Source organism: Marinobacter sp. 1_MG-2023 (genome assembly GCF_030549045.1).
Taxonomy (GTDB): domain Bacteria; phylum Pseudomonadota; class Gammaproteobacteria; order Pseudomonadales; family Oleiphilaceae; genus Marinobacter.
Genome location: NZ_JAUOST010000001.1, coordinates 804,335 through 822,457 on the forward strand (window position 1 = coordinate 804,335; position 18,123 = coordinate 822,457).

Annotated in this window: 15 protein-coding genes; 11 read left to right on the forward strand and 4 right to left on the reverse strand. The window is 53.4% G+C overall.

Annotated elements, in window-relative coordinates:
• The 3 genes from ahcY to Q4606_RS03695 form a co-directional block, all read right to left on the reverse strand.
• Positions 1-1,374: an adenosylhomocysteinase gene (gene ahcY / locus Q4606_RS03685; RefSeq protein ID WP_303596540.1), complete on the reverse strand. Its 1,374-nt coding sequence runs from the start codon at positions 1,372-1,374 to the stop codon at positions 1-3.
• 62 nt (positions 1,375-1,436) lie between these two features.
• Positions 1,437-2,627, reverse strand: coding sequence for a methionine adenosyltransferase (gene metK / locus Q4606_RS03690; RefSeq protein ID WP_303596539.1), 1,191 nt, complete (start codon positions 2,625-2,627; stop codon positions 1,437-1,439).
• A 119-nt stretch (positions 2,628-2,746) separates the two neighbouring features.
• Positions 2,747-3,751, reverse strand: coding sequence for a metalloregulator ArsR/SmtB family transcription factor (locus Q4606_RS03695; RefSeq protein ID WP_303596538.1), 1,005 nt, complete (start codon positions 3,749-3,751; stop codon positions 2,747-2,749).
• A 255-nt stretch (positions 3,752-4,006) separates the two neighbouring features.
• On the opposite strand from Q4606_RS03695, the gene tkt reads away from it, so the two are divergent.
• The 9 genes from tkt to Q4606_RS03740 all read left to right on the forward strand — a co-directional run bounded on the left by tkt (position 4,007) and on the right by Q4606_RS03740 (position 13,634).
• Positions 4,007-6,007, forward strand: coding sequence for a transketolase (gene tkt / locus Q4606_RS03700; protein WP_303606687.1), 2,001 nt, complete (start codon positions 4,007-4,009; stop codon positions 6,005-6,007).
• Positions 6,007-7,050 carry a type I glyceraldehyde-3-phosphate dehydrogenase gene (locus tag Q4606_RS03705; protein ID WP_303606688.1) on the forward strand — a complete coding sequence of 348 codons (1,044 nt, stop codon included), beginning with the start codon at positions 6,007-6,009 and terminating at the stop codon, positions 7,048-7,050. Before tkt ends, Q4606_RS03705 begins: the two co-directional genes overlap by 1 nt.
• 66 nt (positions 7,051-7,116) lie before the next feature.
• Positions 7,117-8,277: a phosphoglycerate kinase gene (locus Q4606_RS03710; protein ID WP_303606689.1), complete on the forward strand. Its 1,161-nt coding sequence runs from the start codon at positions 7,117-7,119 to the stop codon at positions 8,275-8,277.
• 48 nt (positions 8,278-8,325) lie between these two features.
• Positions 8,326-9,390, forward strand: a complete 1,065-nt coding sequence (fba, locus tag Q4606_RS03715) for a class II fructose-bisphosphate aldolase (RefSeq protein WP_303606690.1) — start codon at positions 8,326-8,328, stop codon at positions 9,388-9,390.
• A gap of 173 nt (positions 9,391-9,563) precedes the next feature.
• Positions 9,564-10,613 carry a TRAP transporter substrate-binding protein DctP gene (gene dctP, locus Q4606_RS03720; RefSeq protein WP_303606691.1) on the forward strand — a complete coding sequence of 350 codons (1,050 nt, stop codon included), beginning with the start codon at positions 9,564-9,566 and terminating at the stop codon, positions 10,611-10,613.
• Positions 10,610-11,599: a diguanylate cyclase gene (locus Q4606_RS03725; protein WP_303606692.1), complete on the forward strand. Its 990-nt coding sequence runs from the start codon at positions 10,610-10,612 to the stop codon at positions 11,597-11,599. The genes dctP and Q4606_RS03725 overlap by 4 nt, the downstream gene beginning before the upstream one ends.
• A 469-nt stretch (positions 11,600-12,068) precedes the next feature.
• A complete protein-coding gene (locus Q4606_RS03730) occupies positions 12,069-12,512 on the forward strand; it encodes a thiol-disulfide oxidoreductase DCC family protein (protein ID WP_303606693.1) in 444 nt (147 codons plus the stop codon).
• 7 nt (positions 12,513-12,519) lie between these two features.
• Positions 12,520-12,897 (forward strand): DoxX-like family protein, encoded by a 378-nt coding sequence (locus Q4606_RS03735; RefSeq protein ID WP_303606694.1) that lies wholly within the window; start codon positions 12,520-12,522, stop codon positions 12,895-12,897.
• 89 nt (positions 12,898-12,986) lie between these two features.
• On the forward strand, positions 12,987-13,634 hold the full coding sequence (locus Q4606_RS03740) for a M23 family metallopeptidase (protein WP_303606695.1): 648 nt from the start codon (positions 12,987-12,989) through the stop codon (positions 13,632-13,634).
• Between the two features lie 515 nt (positions 13,635-14,149).
• On the opposite strand, the gene Q4606_RS03745 is transcribed toward Q4606_RS03740, so the two are convergent.
• Entirely contained in the window at positions 14,150-14,677 is a 528-nt protein-coding gene (locus tag Q4606_RS03745) for a TIGR02281 family clan AA aspartic protease (protein WP_303606696.1), read from the reverse strand.
• 216 nt (positions 14,678-14,893) lie between these two features.
• On the opposite strand from Q4606_RS03745, the gene Q4606_RS03750 reads away from it, so the two are divergent.
• Positions 14,894-17,638: an AAA domain-containing protein gene (locus Q4606_RS03750; protein ID WP_303606697.1), complete on the forward strand. Its 2,745-nt coding sequence runs from the start codon at positions 14,894-14,896 to the stop codon at positions 17,636-17,638.
• A 75-nt stretch (positions 17,639-17,713) separates the two neighbouring features.
• Positions 17,714-18,112, forward strand: a complete 399-nt coding sequence (locus tag Q4606_RS03755; protein ID WP_303606698.1) for a hypothetical protein — start codon at positions 17,714-17,716, stop codon at positions 18,110-18,112.
• Positions 18,113-18,123: the final 11 nt, after the last annotated feature.

Consider the following 18,123-nt stretch of genomic DNA (forward strand, 5'->3'; position numbering starts at 1 on the left):
TCAGTACTTGTAGCTTTCTGGCTTGTACGGGCCTTCGACCGGTACACCGATGTATTTTGCCTGTTCCGGGGTCATTTTGGTGATCACACCACCAAAACCTTCCACCATGGCTCGAGCAACTTCTTCATCCAGTTGCTTGGGTAGGACCTGAACATACACACCCTTGGTGCGTGCTTCTTCTGGCAGGTCAGCGAACTTGCGCTCAAACAGGTACATCTGAGCCAGAACCTGGTTGGCGAATGAGCCGTCCATGATTCGTGACGGGTGACCTGTCGCGTTGCCCAGATTTACCAGACGGCCTTCGGAGAGCAGGATCAGATGATCGTTGGTGGCCTTGTCACGGTAGATCACGTGAACCTGAGGCTTCACTTCGTCCCATTCCCAGTTCTTGCGCATGTACGCAGTGTCGATCTCATTGTCGAAGTGGCCGATGTTGCAAACCACCGCGCCAGACTTCAGGGACTTGAGCATGTTCGCATCACACACGTTCATGTTACCGGTGGTGGTCACCAGCAGATCGGTGGTTTGCAGAAGAGCTTTATCTACGCCTGCTTCGGTGCCGGTATTCACACCATTGAGGTAGGGAGAAACAACTTCAAAGCCGTCCATGCAGGCCTGCATGGCACAGATGGGGTCGGCTTCGGTAACTTTCACAATCATGCCTTCCTGACGCAGTGAGGCAGCAGAGCCTTTGCCCACGTCGCCGTAACCGACAACCAGCGCTTTCTTGCCGGCCATCAGGTGGTCGGTGCCGCGTTTGATGGCATCGTTAAGACTATGACGGCAACCGTACTTGTTGTCGTTCTTTGCTTTCGTTACGGCATCATTAACGTTGATAGCCGGGACTTTCAGTGTACCGTCGCGCAGCATCTCCTGCAGGCGGTGTACACCGGTGGTGGTTTCCTCGGTCACGCCGTGGCAGTTGGCCAGAACTTCCGGATACTTTTCATGGAGCAGGGCTGTCAGGTCGCCGCCGTCATCCAGAATCATGTTGGGTTCCCAACCTTCTACGTCAACACCGACAGTGCGCTCAAGGCACCAGTCGTACTCTTCATCGGTCTCGCCCTTCCAGGCAAACACAGGGATATTTTGCGCCGCGATGGCTGCAGCCGCCTGGTCCTGCGTTGAGAAAATGTTGCAGGATGACCAGCGCACGTCTGCACCCAGCTCGATCAGTGTTTCGATCAGTACAGCGGTCTGGATGGTCATGTGGATGCAGCCCATGATATTGGCGCCTTTCAGCGGCTGCTCTGTTTTGTACTTCTCACGCAGCGCCATCAAAGCAGGCATTTCGCCTTCAGCAATTTTGATTTCTTTGCGGCCCCAGTCTGCCAGGGAAATGTCGCGGACTTTAAAGTCTTCGAAGTTGCTCATTCAGGTGTTCTCCAGTCAGTTCTGTTTAGACGCTTGAGTTCATCAATACGCCCGAAAATGATTTAGATGCCAGCTGCGTCTTTCAAAGCGGCTGCACGATCGGTTTTTTCCCAAGGGAAGGTCGTGAAAGTTTTGCCACCGATGGTCACTTCCTCTGGTTGGCGCCCGAAGTGGCCGTAGGCTGCTGTGGCCCGGTACATGGGGTGCAGCAAATCAAGCATGTTGGTGATGGCGTAAGGGCGCAGATCAAAGTGCTGTCGAACCAGTTCGATGATTTTGTCGTCGCCGATTTTGCCCGTTCCAAACGTGTTTACAGAGATAGAGGTTGGCTGTGCCACGCCGATGGCGTAGGAAACCTGAATCTCGCATTTGTCAGCCAGACCTGCTGCGACGATGTTTTTGGCAACATAACGACCAGCGTAGGCCGCCGAGCGGTCAACCTTTGAGGGGTCTTTGCCGGAGAAAGCGCCGCCACCATGGCGAGCCATGCCGCCGTAGGTGTCTACGATGATTTTGCGGCCGGTCAGGCCGCAGTCACCCACTGGGCCGCCGATCACAAACTTGCCGGTAGGGTTGATGTGGAACTGGGTGCCTTTATGCAGTAGCTCAGCCGGAAGTACGTTTTTGACCACCAGCTCCATGATGGCTTCCTGCAGATCTGCCTGGGAAACGTCCGGATCGTGCTGGGTGGAGAGCACGACCGCGTCGATGCCCACTACCTTGCCGTTTTCGTAACGGCAGGTTACCTGGCTCTTAGCGTCGGGGCGCAGCCACGGCAAGACACCATTTTTACGCGCTTCTGCCTGGCGCTCGACCAGACGGTGGGCAAAAGTGATCGGCGCGGGCATCAGCACTTCGGTTTCGTTGCTGGCGTAGCCGAACATCAGGCCCTGGTCGCCGGCGCCCTGGTCTTCAGGTTTCTGACGGTCAACGCCCTGGGCGATGTCCACAGACTGTTTGCCGATGATGTTGATAATGCCGCAGGTGTCGCCGTCGAAGCCGACATCGGAAGAGGTGTAACCAATATCTTTGATCACACCGCGAACCAGGTCTTCCAGATCTACCCAGGCGCTGGTTGTAACTTCACCACCTACGATAGCTACACCGGTTTTCACCATGGTTTCGCAAGCTACCCGGGCGTGCGGATCAGTCGTCAGGATGGAATCCAGAACGGCGTCGGAGATCTGGTCTGCCAGTTTGTCCGGGTGGCCTTCGGAGACCGATTCGGAGGTGAAAATGCTGTAGTCAGACATAGGTTTGCTCCTTTGTGAGCGTTTCGAAATCTTGTGGTTTAGCGTGTAAGTAGTACTACCTACACCAATATCAAAGTTTTTTGATATGCCTGTGAAGCTGTTGGCGTATCAGGGGTTGTTCATCTCAGTGGCAATTGGGTTTTCCAGAATTCCCTGACCTGGATCTGGAAGCCGTTGCGCAATCCAATAAATAGCTGCTCGCCTGCTTTGAGGCCGGCTGCTACCGCCCAGGCGGTCAATTCCTCCGGTTCAAAGCCAAGCCAGAGATCGCCGCAATTGTCTTTTGCCCAGTTCTGGTCGTGCCTGCAAAGGTCACTGACAACCAGGCAGCCGCCATTATTCATGAGTGCCGCAGCATCCAGAAAAATGTCTGCAGGGCTAGGTACGTGGTGCAGAACCATATTGGCCACAACAAGATCGAACGCATCTCCCCGGGCCAGCAATGTGTCGGTTATGCCTTCTATCAGATCCACGTTATTAAGACGCTCGTCAATACAGGTGCGCGTTGCCTTGGCGAGCATGTCTTTACTATTGTCCAGCGCCACAACGTGTTCGCTCAATTCCGACAGTACGGGCAGAAAGCCGCCTTCGCCCGGACCAATTTCCAGCGCAGTCTGCCACTGCTGCTTGCGGGTCCGCTTACGAATCATGTCGGCCACGGGTGCCGCATACAGATCAAACGCGGCGATCAGCTCCTGCTGTTCCCGGAATTGTTCTGAGTGCCGGGAAAAAAACGCCTGCGACTGATCTGCCCGTTGGGTACGTATAGATTCAATCTTTTCCTGCAATTGCGCAGGTAAAGGCGCGCGATCCACCGCTTCAAAAATCTGGCGAATGGTCAGGTCGGTTGGCTTTTCGCTATCCAGGTGCAACGGACGGCGATAGAAAATCGCGTTGCCTTCACGTTGCGGCTCCACCAGGCCAGCCTTATGCATCACCTTCAAGTGGTGGCTCATGCCGGACTGGCGCATATCGAACAGCTGGCTCAGTTCCAGAACACCAAAGGTATCGCGCCTCAGCACACGCAAAATCTCCAGACGCAAAGGGTCGCCGCTCGCTTTGAAGATCGGGGCCAGCACGTCCACGGAGGAAATTTGGTTAGCGTGTGCATTCAAACTTGTCATGGTTGCGAAGTGTAAGGGCGTTGAGTTGTTCAATCAATAGCCATATCAAAGTTTTTTGATATAGATTTATCATTCTTTGAAATCAATCTCTTTCGGGTTTCCGCGTCAGGATATTTACACACAAGCGGCATGTTGATTTGCCCCGGCACACCCTAATCGGCGAAAATACGCGCCTTATTTTTAAGCAGCTTTTTCAAGCATTGTAAAAAGCCCTGGATTGCTTCCTATTTTTCGTAAAACATTGGAGAAACGTTGATGCCCTCTCGTAAAGATCTCGCCAACGCCGTTCGCGCGCTGAGCATGGATGCGGTCCAGAAAGCCAAATCCGGCCACCCGGGTGCGCCCATGGGCATGGCGGATATCGCCGAGGTATTGTGGAATGACTATCTGAGCCACAACCCGGCTAATCCACAGTGGGCCAACCGCGACCGCTTTGTACTCTCCAACGGCCACGGCTCGATGCTGCAGTACTCGCTGCTGCACCTGAGCGGTTACGACGTTTCCATCGACGACCTCAAGAACTTCCGCCAGCTGCATTCAAAAACCCCGGGCCACCCGGAATACGGTTACACGCCGGGTGTTGAAACCACCACCGGCCCGCTGGGGCAGGGCATGGCCAACGCAGTGGGTTTCGCACTGGCTGAGAAAACACTGGCCGCGCAGTTCAACCGCCCTGGCCATGATGTGGTTGACCACTACACTTACGCGTTTCTCGGAGACGGCTGCCTGATGGAAGGCATCTCCCACGAAGTATCTTCGCTGGCAGGCACCCTGGGCCTGGGCAAGCTGATCATGTTCTACGACGACAACGGCATCTCCATTGATGGCGAAGTTGAGGGCTGGTTTACCGATAACACCCCGCAGCGCTTTGAAGCATACGGTTGGCAGGTAATTGCCAATGTTGATGGCCACGACGCTGACGCCATCCGCGCTGCCGTAGAAGCTGGCCGTGCCAATAAAGATCAACCCACGCTGATCTGTTGCAAAACCATCATTGGCTTTGGTTCTCCCAATAAACAGGGTAAAGAAGATTGTCACGGCGCTCCTTTGGGGGATGATGAAATTGCACTGACCCGCGAAGCACTGGGCTGGACTCACGGCCCGTTTGAAGTTCCGGCCGACATCTACAGCGCCTGGAACGCCAAGGACAAAGGCGCAACGGCTGAAAGCGTTTGGAACGATACCTTTGCAGCTTACGAAAAAGCTGAGCCGGAACTGGCTGCCGAGCTGAAGCGTCGCATGGCGGGTGACCTGCCTGCTGATTTCTCTGAAAAAGCTCAGGCTTACATTCAGGAATGTCAGGACAAGAGCGAGACTGTTGCCAGCCGCAAGGCTTCCCAGAACACCCTGAACGCCTACGGCCCGTTGCTACCGGAACTGCTCGGCGGCTCTGCCGACCTGGCAGGCTCCAACCTCACGATCTGGAGCGGTTGCAAAGGCGTGAGCAAAGACGACGCCAGCGGTAACTACATCTATTACGGTGTGCGTGAGTTTGGCATGGCTGCGATCATGAACGGTATTGCCCTGCACGGCGGTTTTGTACCCTACGGCGCGACCTTCCTGATCTTCATGGAATATTGCCGTAACGCGGTGCGCATGGCCGCACTGATGAAGCAGCGCTCCATCTACGTATTCACCCACGACTCCATTGGTCTGGGCGAAGACGGCCCCACACACCAGCCGGTTGAACAGCTGGCCAGCCTGCGCACCACGCCGAACATGAGCACCTGGCGCCCGGCCGATGCCGTAGAGTCTGCCGTTGCCTGGAAATCCGCACTGGAACGCAAAGACGGCCCAACGGCCATGATCTTCTCCCGTCAGGGTCTGCCCGGTCAGGCGCGTGATGCGCAGCAACTGGCAGACGTTGCCAAAGGCGGCTACGTGCTGACAGACAGCGAAGGCACTCCGGACCTGATCCTGATTGCCACCGGTTCCGAAGTGGGTCTGGCCCAGGATACCGCTGCCAAGTTGCGTGAGCAGGGTAAGAAGGTACGCGTTGTATCCATGCCGTCTACTGACGTATTCGATGCCCAGAGTGCCGAGTACAAACAGCAGGTGTTGCCGCTGGAAGTCACTAACCGCATTGCCATCGAAGCCTCAATTGCCGACTACTGGTACAAGTATGTTGGCCTGGACGGTCGCGTTGTAGGTATGACCACCTTTGGTGAATCTGCGCCAGCTGGCGAACTGTTCAAAGAGTTCGGCTTTACCGTGGACAACATCCTCGAAGTTGCTGCGGAGCTTCTGGACGCCTGATGACAGCACCTGCGCCTTTTCGTATTGCTATCAACGGCTACGGCCGTATCGGCCAATGCGTGTTGCGTGCTCTGTACGAGAACGGTTTTCGCGATCATCTTCAGGTGGTCGCGATTAACGAGCTTTCTGATATCGACACGATTGCACACCTGACCCGGTACGACTCTACCCATGGCCGCTTCTCCGGAAGCATTGCGGTGGAAGGGCAGGAACTGATTGTTAACGGCGATCCCATCCGCGTGCTCAGCCATTCGGACCCGGCCGAGTTGCCGTGGAATGAACTGGACATTGATCTGGTGCTGGAATGCTCCGGTTCCTATTCTGACCGGGCGACCGCGGAACGGCACCTTCAGGCGGGCGCAAAACGATTGCTGTTTTCCCAGCCTGCGGAATCGGATGTCGACCGCACGGTGGTTTACGGAATCAATGAAAGGGAAATCACCGGTGCTGATCGCATTATGGCCGCAGGTTCCTGCACCACCAATTGCCTGGTGCCGGTGATCTGTGTGCTCGATAAAGCCTTTGGTGTGGAGCAGGGCAGCACCACCACCATCCACGCCGCCATGAACGACCAGCCAGTCATCGACGCATACCACCAGCAGGACTTGCGCCTCACCCGCAGTGCGTTGCACAACATAGTGCCGGTGGACACTGGGTTGGCGCGCGGTGTGGAGCGGTTGCTGCCTCATATGGAAGGTCGGTTCAGCTCCGTGGCTTTGCGTGTCCCCACCATGAACGTATCTGCCATCGACATGGTGTTCAACGTGAGGCAAGAAACTGATGTGGCATCGGTAAACCGTGTAATCAAAGAGGCCGCCCAGGGCCCGCTGAAAGGCATTCTCGGCTATACCGACGAACTGCTGGCCAGCTCCGACTTCAACCACGATGCCCATTCCGGCGTTGTGGATGGCGGCCAGACCCGGGTAACCCGGGGCACCATGGTGAAAGTGTTGTGCTGGTTTGATAACGAATGGGGGTTTGCCAACCGAATGCTGGACGTAAGTCAGAGCTGGTTGAGCAAGACCGCAGAGGTTCAAGACTGAATAGGGGGCAGGCGACGAATCGCCTGCCCCCATCTTCAAGATTTAAACGTTAAGGACAAGAGTGTTATGGCCATCAAAAAAATGACCGACCTGAACCTCGCGGGCAAACGGGTTCTGATCCGCGAAGACCTCAACGTACCGGTGAAGAACGGCGCGGTTTCCAGCGATGCCCGCATCCGTGCCTCCCTGCCAACCATCAAGGCGGCAAAAGACGCCGGCGCCAAGGTGATGCTGATGTCCCACCTGGGGCGCCCGGAAGAAGGCGTGTACGACGAAGCCTCCTCTATGAAGCCGGTTGCCGAGCACCTCACCAAAGTGCTGGGCCAGGAAGTGCGCCTGATCAAAGACTACCTCGAAGGTGTTGAAGTAGCTGACGGCGAAGTGGTGCTATTCGAGAACGTGCGCTTCAACAAAGGCGAAAAGAAAGACGACGAAACCCTGGCCAAGCAATACGCCGCTCTGTGCGACATCTACGTGATGGATGCTTTCGGCACCGCGCACCGCGCCCAGGCCTCAACCCATGGCGTTGCCCGTTTTGCACCGGAAGCCTGCGCCGGTCCGCTGTTGGCGGCAGAGCTGGAAGCCCTGGGCAAAGCCCTGGATAACCCGGCCAGGCCAGTTGTTGCCATTGTTGGCGGCGCGAAAGTCTCTACCAAGCTCGACGTGCTCAACGCCCTTGAAAAAGTGTGTGACCAGATCATCGTCGGTGGCGGCATCGCCAACACCTTCCTTGCGGCTGCTGGTCACCCGGTAGGCAAATCCCTGTGCGAACACGACCTGCTGGAAACTGCCAGAGATATCGCCTCCCGCGTGAACATACCACTGCCGGTCGATGTGGTGGTTGCCAGTGAGTTTGCAGAAGACGCTACAGCCACCACCCGGAACATCTCCGACGTAACTGAAGACGACATGATCCTGGACGTAGGCCCGGAAACTGCGGGCCAGTTCGCTGAACTGCTCAAAAATGCCAAAACCATCCTGTGGAATGGTCCTGTGGGCGTGTTTGAGTTTGACCAGTTTGGTAACGGCACTAAAACCCTGGCCAACGCCATCGCCGAGAGCGATGCTTTCTCTCTGGCCGGCGGTGGCGATACCGTCGCGGCCGTTGACAAATACGGCATAGCTGACAAGATCTCGTATATTTCCACCGGCGGTGGTGCCTTCCTGGAATTTGTGGAAGGTAAAGTGCTGCCAGCTGTTGCCGTACTGGAAGAGCGCGGCGCGTAGGACTGCGAACCAGATTTCAAACAAATGTGTAACTAAGGAGACAACCAAATGGCCCTGATTTCGATGCGGCAAATGCTGGACCACGCCGCCGAGCATGGTTACGGTGTGCCAGCCTTTAACGTAAACAACCTGGAACAGATGCGCGCTATCATGGAAGCGGCTGACAAAACCGACTCCCCGGTGATTGTTCAGGCCTCTGCCGGTGCCCGCAAATATGCTGGTGCCCCCTTCCTGCGCCACCTGATTCTGGCCGCTATTGAAGAATGGCCACATATCCCGGTAGTCATGCACCAGGACCACGGCACCAGCCCGGCTATCTGCCAGCGCTCCATCCAGCTGGGCTTCAGCTCAGTCATGATGGACGGCTCCCTGGGTGAAGACGGCAAAACGCCTATGGACTACGAATACAACGTAGACGTAACCCGTCGTACCGTCGAAATGGCTCACGCCTGTGGCGTGTCTGTAGAAGGCGAACTGGGTTGCCTGGGCTCCCTGGAAACCGGCCAGGCCGGTGAAGAAGACGGCATTGGCGCCGAAGGCACCCTGGACATGAGCCAGATGCTGACCGACCCCGAAGAAGCCGCCGACTTCGTGAAAAAGACCCACGTAGATGCCCTGGCTATCGCCATCGGCACCAGCCACGGTGCATACAAGTTTACTCGCCCGCCCACAGGCGACATCCTGGCCATCGAGCAAATCAAAGCCATCCACAAACGCATTCCAGACACCCATCTGGTCATGCACGGCTCCAGCTCCGTACCCCAGGAATGGCTGAAAGTGATCAACGAGTTTGGCGGTGAGATTCCGGAAACCTACGGTGTGCCGGTTGAGGAAATCGTGGAAGGCATCAAGCACGGTGTGCGTAAAGTAAACATCGACACCGACTTGCGCCTCGCCAGCACAGGTGCAGTGCGTCGCTTCCTGGCCCAGAACCCGGCCGAGTTCGACCCACGCAAATTCCTGAAAGCCACCATGGTCGCCATGACCGACGTGTGCATCGCACGCTACGAAGCCTTCGGCTGCGCCGGCCAGGCCAGCAAGATCAAGCCAATCAATCTCGAGCGTATGTTTGAGCGTTACGAGTCTGGTGAGCTGGATCCGAAAGTTAAGTAAGTTGCGTTAAAGCAGCCCCTGGCGCTTTGCCTGGGGCTGTCATGTCCCCCCCATTGAACTCACTCCTCGATATTCATTACCCATCTTAATTAAGTATTGTAATGGACAACGGCTGATGACTTCTTTTGATCCTGGGTGGGGGCGCCAACGCGCACGTTGAGGGCATTTCGTGTATGTGGGTTAGACCTCTGGTTGCGATGGTTTTGATCGCCGGGTTTTCCATCGCCTGGAAGGTATACGACCGCATTCCTGTTCAGGTTGTTGGTCAGCAGCATGCGTCGGGTTCTGTGCACATCGAGGAAAGAAAATTTTTTGAGGACCTCGCAGAAACGACGGACCTGCCACTTGAAATTAACTATACACCAGTCGATACCCTTGGATTCAAAGATACCCACCAGTTAATCATGTTGAGAGAAGGCGCGCTTGATCTTGTTTCGCTGCGGTTTCCTCAGAACGCCTGGGTTGAACCCGCATTGCTCGGTGTGGACCTGCTCGGCGGAGCGGTTGATGTTGAGAACGCTTACGCAATCATGCAAGCCTACGCTCCTGCACTCGACCGTCGCCTGCAGGACCGTTTCAATGTGAAATTGTTGGGTATGTGGCCGTTTGGCCCTCAGGTGTTTGTCTGTAGAACACCGGTTGAGTCCCTACAGGATTTTGAGGGGTTGAGGATACGAGTGAGTAATGAAACCTTCTCGCCTCTTATAGAATATTTTGGTGCCTCGCCGGTCATTATGTTGTTTGAAGACGTCCAAATGGGCCTGCGTAGCGGGCTGATCGACTGCGCCATCAGTAGCGCCGCCTCGGCTAATGCAGCTGGATGGCCGGAATACGCAACCCACTTCTTCCGGCTACGCACACAGGCGGGGGTCAATGGCTATGTTATTAACCTCAGCCTCTGGAACCGCTTGTCGCGTCACCAGCAGGAGAGGCTGGAGCAGGCCTTTGAAGCTTATGTAGACGCCATATGGGCGTCTGTTGAGCAACTTCATTTACAGTTTTCAGCGTGCAACACGGGTCAACCCTGCCAGGACGGCACGCCTTATAACCTGGTTGATGTTGAGCCGAGTGAGCAGGACTACCAGTTACTGGGCCAAGCTTTTAAAGAGACCGTCTTTCCAAAATGGGCGCAGTACTGTGATGAGCTCTATCCGGGCTGCTCCGATGAATGGCAAGAGTTGGTGGAACCCGTTCTAATAAGAAAATCAGGTGATCACCAGTGAGAGATCTGGACCAGACCCCCTGGTTACAAAAGGCGAGACTGCCACTCAGCATAGTCGGTGCCTTAAGTGCGTTGATACTGGCACTGAATTTCAGCTTGGACCTTCTGTCTTTGCTCAACATACAGTGGGAGCACCAGCTTTTACTATTGATCCTGCTGATTTGCCTTGCGGGCTGGGCACTGGCCGAGGTTTTGGTGTTGCACCTTCAGCGAAGCCCGGGCGAGCCCCTCCTGAACTCACTTAAAACATTGCTGATCGTCCAGTTAGTCGTCCAGTGTGCGCGACTAGGACTGTTTTTCCTGGGAAGCTCGATCACGGTCGACAAGACCTACGGCATCAGGGTCGTAGAGCTTGGTCTGATTTTCGTGTTTTTGCCCGTTTATCTGGTGGTATTTCTGCTGGTCGGCCGCGCTTTGATCATGAACTACGTCGCTGAAATCAAATCTGCATACCGGAAGTTGCAGAACTCGAGTCAAGCATTGACGAAGCTTGCGACCACGGACCCTCTCACAGGCGCTTTTAATCGACGACATTTTGAAGAGAGAGTCGAAGTAGAAGCTTCGCGAACACTGCGCCATGGAACGCCTCTTTCATTGATAATATTCGATATCGATTACTTCAAGAAGATCAATGATCGCTTTGGCCACCACAGTGGGGATGAGGTTTTAGTTCGGTTAACCGAGCTGACCCTTCAAAATCTGAGAGCCAGTGATGTTCTGGCCCGTTGGGGTGGTGAGGAATTCATCATCCTGTTACCTCAGAGTGATGCCAAAGAGGCACAGAAAGTCGCTGAAAAGCTGCGTCTGTCGATGGCTGAACAGGTTTTTGGCGAAGTCGGGCACCTTACCTGCAGTTTCGGAGTTGCAGAAGTTGTGCCCGGCGCCCCTCTGACCAGTTGGGTTAACAGAGCTGACCAGGCTCTCTATCAGGCTAAGAACAGCGGCCGCAATACTGTTTGTGTTGCTGATCTACGCCTGGGGCTGTAATTCCCGCTTCCGGTTTCTCTTCTCGATATTCTTCATCCAGATTAACAAAGTATTGCAAAAGACGGCGGCAAATAGTCCGGGGATGGGCTAGTGTTGGAAGCTATACGCTATGGACGCACGGCGTTTAGGGACAGTGGCCGATGACCTCTTCAGTACTAATACAATCTGTTTTATTCAATTTTTGGTGCTTCGCCTTATTGCGTCTATTGGGCACAGCTCTGCCTGTGAATGATGCGGTGCGGATCGAAAAAAACTCAGAGCGATTACCCGAAACCGCAAGACGCCGGTGCTTCGTTGTTATTGCAAGAATGAAGGCGTCACGCGATTACGGGGCATGGGAAGTTTGTGATTTTAAGTTATTGATATTGTAAGATAAAAAATTCTTTTGCAGAGCGCGGGTTGCGTAAAATGCGGAAGTCACGTTTTTGCAATAATGAGGCGTTTTATCTAATACGCTGTTAGCTCTATTATGAAACAAAAAATACAGTCTCAAACTCAATCAAATACTGCTCCCGAGGATCGGGTGGTTTTGTTCGATGGGGTGTGCCGATTGTGCTCGTCGTGGGCGCGGTTCCTTATTAAGTTCGATAAAAAACGTCGATTTAAATTAGCTACCGTGCAGTCACCTGAAGGCCAAGCCATTCTGCAATCGCACGGTTTTCCAACGGACTACTACGAAACCATGTTGCTTGCTGAGGGGCAGGATATTTATACCAAATCGACCGCATTTTTCCGGGTAATGCGTGAACTGCCATGGCCGTGGCCATTGGCCTGTATTGGTCGGGTTATCCCATCGGTTTTTCGAGACTGGCTTTACGACCGTATCGCATTAAATCGTTACAAGCTGTTCGGTCGCTATGAGGCTTGTGTGATTCCTGATAAAGATCATAAATCAAGGTTCCTGGGTGAGTAGTTCACTTTTGAGCTACGCAGTCTGCCGGGGCACCATTGCGTTTATTTGGTTCTATCAAGGCTTGATTCCGAAATTGCTTTACATGCACCAGGATGAACTGGCAATGAATATGGCCGCCGGATTTTCACGGCCCGATGCAGTTAAGTTGGCCACTATCGGTGGAGCATTGGAGATTGCCATGTCCGTTGCGATCTTGATATTTTGGCGGCAGCGTTGGCCAATGCTACTTACATTATTTGCAATGATAGGTTTGCTGGCATTCGTAATTCTGGTGCAGCCTATGTTGCTGGGTGCCGCATTCAATCCTGTAACAACTAATGTTGCTGTAGCCGCGCTTTCGATCGTGAGCTTGCACCATCTGAAGGTGATAGAGAGTGAGAGCTAACAAGACGCTGTTGCCGGACAATTTTTCCACCGCTTCGCGGCTCTAAAATTGCCGCGAAGCTCCGCGTTAAGCCTCCGGGAGACGTTGAGATGCTGAGGAAGCTCGCACTGTTGCTGTTGACCGTGATTGCTTTTGGCGCACATGCCCAGGAGCTTGTTCTTCCGTTTCAGGGGCGGTGGTTTGTAGTACAGGGAGGGGATACGCCGAACGTCAACCATCACATGGCGGTAAGGGCGCAGTGGTACGGAGTTGATTTCGCTATGGTCGGTGGTGCTTCTGGCAGGGCGCTGACACCCGTGGAGAAGCCTTCCAGACTCGAACACTTCTACTCATGGAACCAGTTGGTTCTCGCTCCTGTGGAAGGGGTGGTAACCTCGGTTGTCAACGATCTTCCCGACAATCCGCTGGGCAAGAGGGATGTTCGGCGTTCTGCCGGCAACTACGTCTCCATTCGAAGCGAAGCAGGAACTTTTGTATTCCTGGCGCACTTGAAGAGGGGTAGTGTCGATGTGAAGGTGGGAGAACGCCTCGAGCGCCACCAAGTGGTCGGCCGTGTTGGAAATTCGGGAAACAGCGATTTCCCGCACCTGCACATGCATATGCAGAACAGCCCGACGATCCACCAGGGCGAGGGGCTGAACCTCGTCTTTGGTGACATGAATGTTGAGTTAACTGGAAAGGTATTCGAGAGCGTCACATGGCCACTGATTCGTGGTCTTTTTGTGGAAGCGCGGTGAGGCCTAGCCCGTACATAGAGCGGTATGTGGTAGTTCATGAAGGGATTTGAATGCCGGAAAATTTGACTGAAGCGAAGGACAGGCTTTTAAGCACGGAGTACCCGCGTTGGCGCAATCTTTTGTCGTGTGCGATTCTCGTGTTAATCGCTACGGGTGCAGTATCGGCTTGGTGGTATGCCTATTACACGACCCCCAACACTCAGTGCCATAAAGGCTTTTTGTATTTCTCTGCGATATGGCTGGCAGTGCAGTGGGTAGTCATTGGTTATCTATACCGCTATCAAAATATTCCGGCATTTGCTCGGGATGCGATCAGGCTTCAGATATTGTTGGGGAATGTTTGGTTTGGGCTATTTTTGTTTTCGCTGCAACCTTGTGTTCATTAGCCCAACCACATAGCCAGTAGTTGTAGTTCATTCTGCACTTGATGCCTCCACCGGACACCCTCATCTTCTGAAACGGCACGGATAGTGACAGGCTGCCAGGTTATGGCGATTGAGAGGCTCCCCTCCATCTCAATGTGTTCCCTGGCTCAGGGTCAAAACGCCCGATTGTTGGGAGAAGTTAAGTTGTCCAAGCACACTCATGCCTAGCAGGACCATGTCCGGGTCCATCTCCGGGTTAATGGTGCCGGGTACGTTATTGAAAGTGATATCGCCCATGCGGAGTTCTGGAATGGTTGTATCCCACACACGTACGGTACCAGCTGCAGTGCGTGCAAGGCTGGGCTGTATCCGGACAAGGCCTGCGTTTTGGGCGATGTGTTCTGAGACAGACACGGTTGTCGCGCCGGTATCGAGGATGAAGGTCACGTTTTGGTCATTGATGGTGCCATTTGCCAGATAATGGCCCTGGCGGTTTGCCTGCAGTTTAATTTCGGTGGCGTCGCCGTCGGTGTGGCTGACCAGTTGCTGGTTCGGGTTGGTTTTGCGGGAGTCCCAGCTACCGAGTAAATAGGTTGCAGCGGTGAGGAACACAATCCAGAAAACAGCGAAGTAAAGAAGGTATCGGGTTTCGGGTCTGATGGTGCCAGGTTTACTCATTCTGTTCCTTTAATTGGGGCGTCCGGCTGGCTGTTTGAAGTCTAACCCATCCAGAGCATAAGGGCAGGGGGCTGGTAGATTACAGCCCGATTGTTTTTGGTTACATTGTGCTTGTAACCTTTTGGGTAGTGGTTGCATGGCTAATTGCCTGGTTCATCTCATACCTTGCAAGGCACTCCAATCAGTTTTTTCAGAGCAAATAATATCGAGAGGGCCATGGTCACCATCCATGTAGACGGCCAGGATAAGACCAAGCAGATCAATGATTGGAAAATACGGGATTCTCGTAAAGGCCTGGAGCTGACCTGCTTTTTCCCCTCAGGAAAATCCTACACTCGTCCGCTTAGTGAATGCCAAGTCACGCCCACAGAAGTGCTGGAGGACGCGCTCCTTGTTAAGAAAAACGGTAGCGTGTTCGGGCAAGTGGATAGGGCGGTGGTTTATGGTAACAAACAGGCTGTTGTCCAGTATTCGGAGAATGCTAAAACCTACGTTATGAATATGGACAACATCCGGCTTGTTAAAAAAACAAAGCTCAAGGATGGAGAAGTCTTCCGTTACTTCGTTTCTGTGGCCGAGGCCAGGTTGGAAAAGGCGAAGGCAAGCCCTAAGGAAGATTCCGCGATTGCGGAAAATGTGTTGCGCCAACTGAAGGCCCTGCCTTCAAATCCAGAGATGGTATTGAATTCATACTGCACAGGCTTCAGTCAGCCAAGAGAATCTCAAGAAAATCTTATTTTTCCCTTTGGTATCAATGAGAGCCAGCTAGAGGCCGTGGCGGGCGTTTTCTCCTCGCAGGTAAGTATTATCAAGGGCCCTCCCGGCACAGGAAAGACCCAGACGATATTGAATATCGTTGCCAATATTCTGCTAAGGAATGAAACCGTTGCCATCCTTTCCAACAATAATACCGCCGTTGAAAATGTGTATGAGAAGCTGGGTAAAGAAGGGTTGGACTTCCTTGTCGCCAAGCTCGGCAACAGAGAAAATCGTAAGAATTTTTTTGAAAATACTCCCTCGCTTCCAACAGGAGAGTCGCCACCTGCGCCGTTATTGAATGATATCGAGGCAGATGTGGAGCATTTAAAGCAGTTTCTACATGCACGGAACGAGATGGCGAAACTGCAAGCTGAAGTCGATGAACTGAACATCGAGCGAAAGCACTTGCTTCACTGGCGGCAGGAGAATCTGGAAACTGACCCAAACTCGCCCAAAACGGACCCATTGGACAAATACCGGTTATCAAAGCAAAAGATCACCGATCTGATGGCTTATCTTACTATGCTGGATGACAAGCCCGTCAGCATGAGGAACAGAATAGAGCTGTGGTTGAATTTCCGGATTTTGCGCATCAAACCTTTTAGTACCACCGATAAACGCGACGCCACAATCCATGCGTTGCAACTGAGATACTACGACAAGTCCTTGCAGGAAAAAGAAGCTGAGCTGGCTTCCTGTCAGGAGACTTTGAAGAATGGTGACTTCGACGCATTATTAGCGAGCGTAACCACTTCCTCGATGGCCTACCTGAAAGATCAGCTTCAACAACGAAAACGGCCTGAGGAAGCCTTTACTTCGGAAGGGTACCGGGACCGGATCGATGCGTTTCTGAAGCGCTATCCAATCATCGGCAGCAGTACGCACTCCATCATCAACTCGCTCAAGTCAGGGACGGTTCTCGACTACGCCATCATTGATGAAGCCTCCCAGCAGGATATTATTCCGGGAATATTGGCGTTGGGGTGCGCCCGGAACCTGGTTATCGTTGGTGACGGAAAACAATTGCCCCCAATCTTTACGAAGACTGGTAAATCAGCGCCTGATAGAGCGTATGACTGCGAAAAGTACAGCTTGCTGGATTCCTGCCTTCGGGTTTTTGGCGACACCATTCCGGTTACCCTGTTGAAGGAGCACTACCGGTGCCACCCCAGAATCATCCAGTTCTGTAATCAGCAATTCTATGACAACGAACTTATTCCGATGACTCAGGATGCGGGCGAAGATGTCCTGCAACTTATAGTAACTGCCAAAGGGAATCACACCCGGCTCTACAAAAACCAGCGAGAGCTGGATTCATTACTCCATGTCCTGGAAGGGGGCGAAAGCAGCCAGTGGGATGAAGCCTCCAAGCGAGGATTTATTGCACCATACAACGCACAGGTTGCGCTTTCGCGCTCTCACCTTCCTGCCAGCTTCATCAAAGATACCACCCACAAGTTCCAGGGCAGGGAATGTGATGAGATTGTTTTTTCGACGGTATTGGACAAGAAAGCCAGTAACCAGAAAAATCTGGGATTTGTGGATGATCCCCATCTGATCAACGTTGCGGTGTCCCGGGCAAAAGAGAAGTTTACGTTGGTAACAGGTGATGATGTCTTCAGTGCGTCGAGTGGGCCTGTTGCAGCTTTGATACGCTATATTGAGTATTACGCGAATGAAACGGCACAAGTCCATCGCTCACCCGTTGTGTCGGCTTTTGATCTGCTCTACGCCGAGTATGACCAATCCCTGGAAAAGCTGCAGTCTGCTTTAAGGGCGGGCGATTCACAATTCAGGTCGGAACAGATAGTCGCCCAGATACTGCGCGAACGTCTTTCTCTTCCTGCTAATCAGGGGATAACCTTCCATACGCAGATAGCCTTGAATCAGTTGGTGTCACTTAACAGCGAAGCTTTGACCGCCAGAGAACGCGGGTTTATGAAGGGCCGAAGCTCTTGTGATTTTGTGCTCTACTTCAAGGTGGGTAAGAAACCGCTAGCCGTCATTGAGGTAGACGGAGGTGATCACGAAAAGCCTCAGCAGAAGCAATGGGATGCCCTGAAGAATAGCATCCTTCAAAAAGGTGGTTTGCCTTTGCTTCGGCTGAAAACGGTCGAAAGCCATATTGAAGAAAAGATCGGGAAGTTTTTGGTTACAGTGACCGGTACCACTCGCGTTAATACAATGGAAGTTAGCGAATAAAATGGGCAGGACGATAAACACCGTGTGTTTTCGGCTTATCTCAAGACAGTTCAGTCAACGAAGGAGTAATCCGCCATGCTGACGCACCTTCGAATCTTCACGATTCTTGCGATCGGAATCATCACCTTGGCGGGCGATGCATTAGCAGAAAATGCACCTCAACAGAGGTACCCCGATGTCATTTCAGCCGAGGTGCGCGCCACCGGCGATGACAGCTTCGGTTTCGACGTTACTCTTTCCTCACCCTACGACACGCCACAACGTTATGCAGATGCATTTCGGGTGATGGGAAAAGATGGCACGCTCTACGGCGAACGAATACTTCTACACGATCACGCCGCCGAACAGCCCTTCACCAGAAGCCTCCATGCGGTCAAGGTTCCAAAGTCCGTTGCGACGGTGGTCATTCAAGGTCGTGATCAACGTTTCGGCTACGGAGGTAAGACCGTTGAGGTTGCTCTGCCAGGGAGATAAAACTGTTGCGC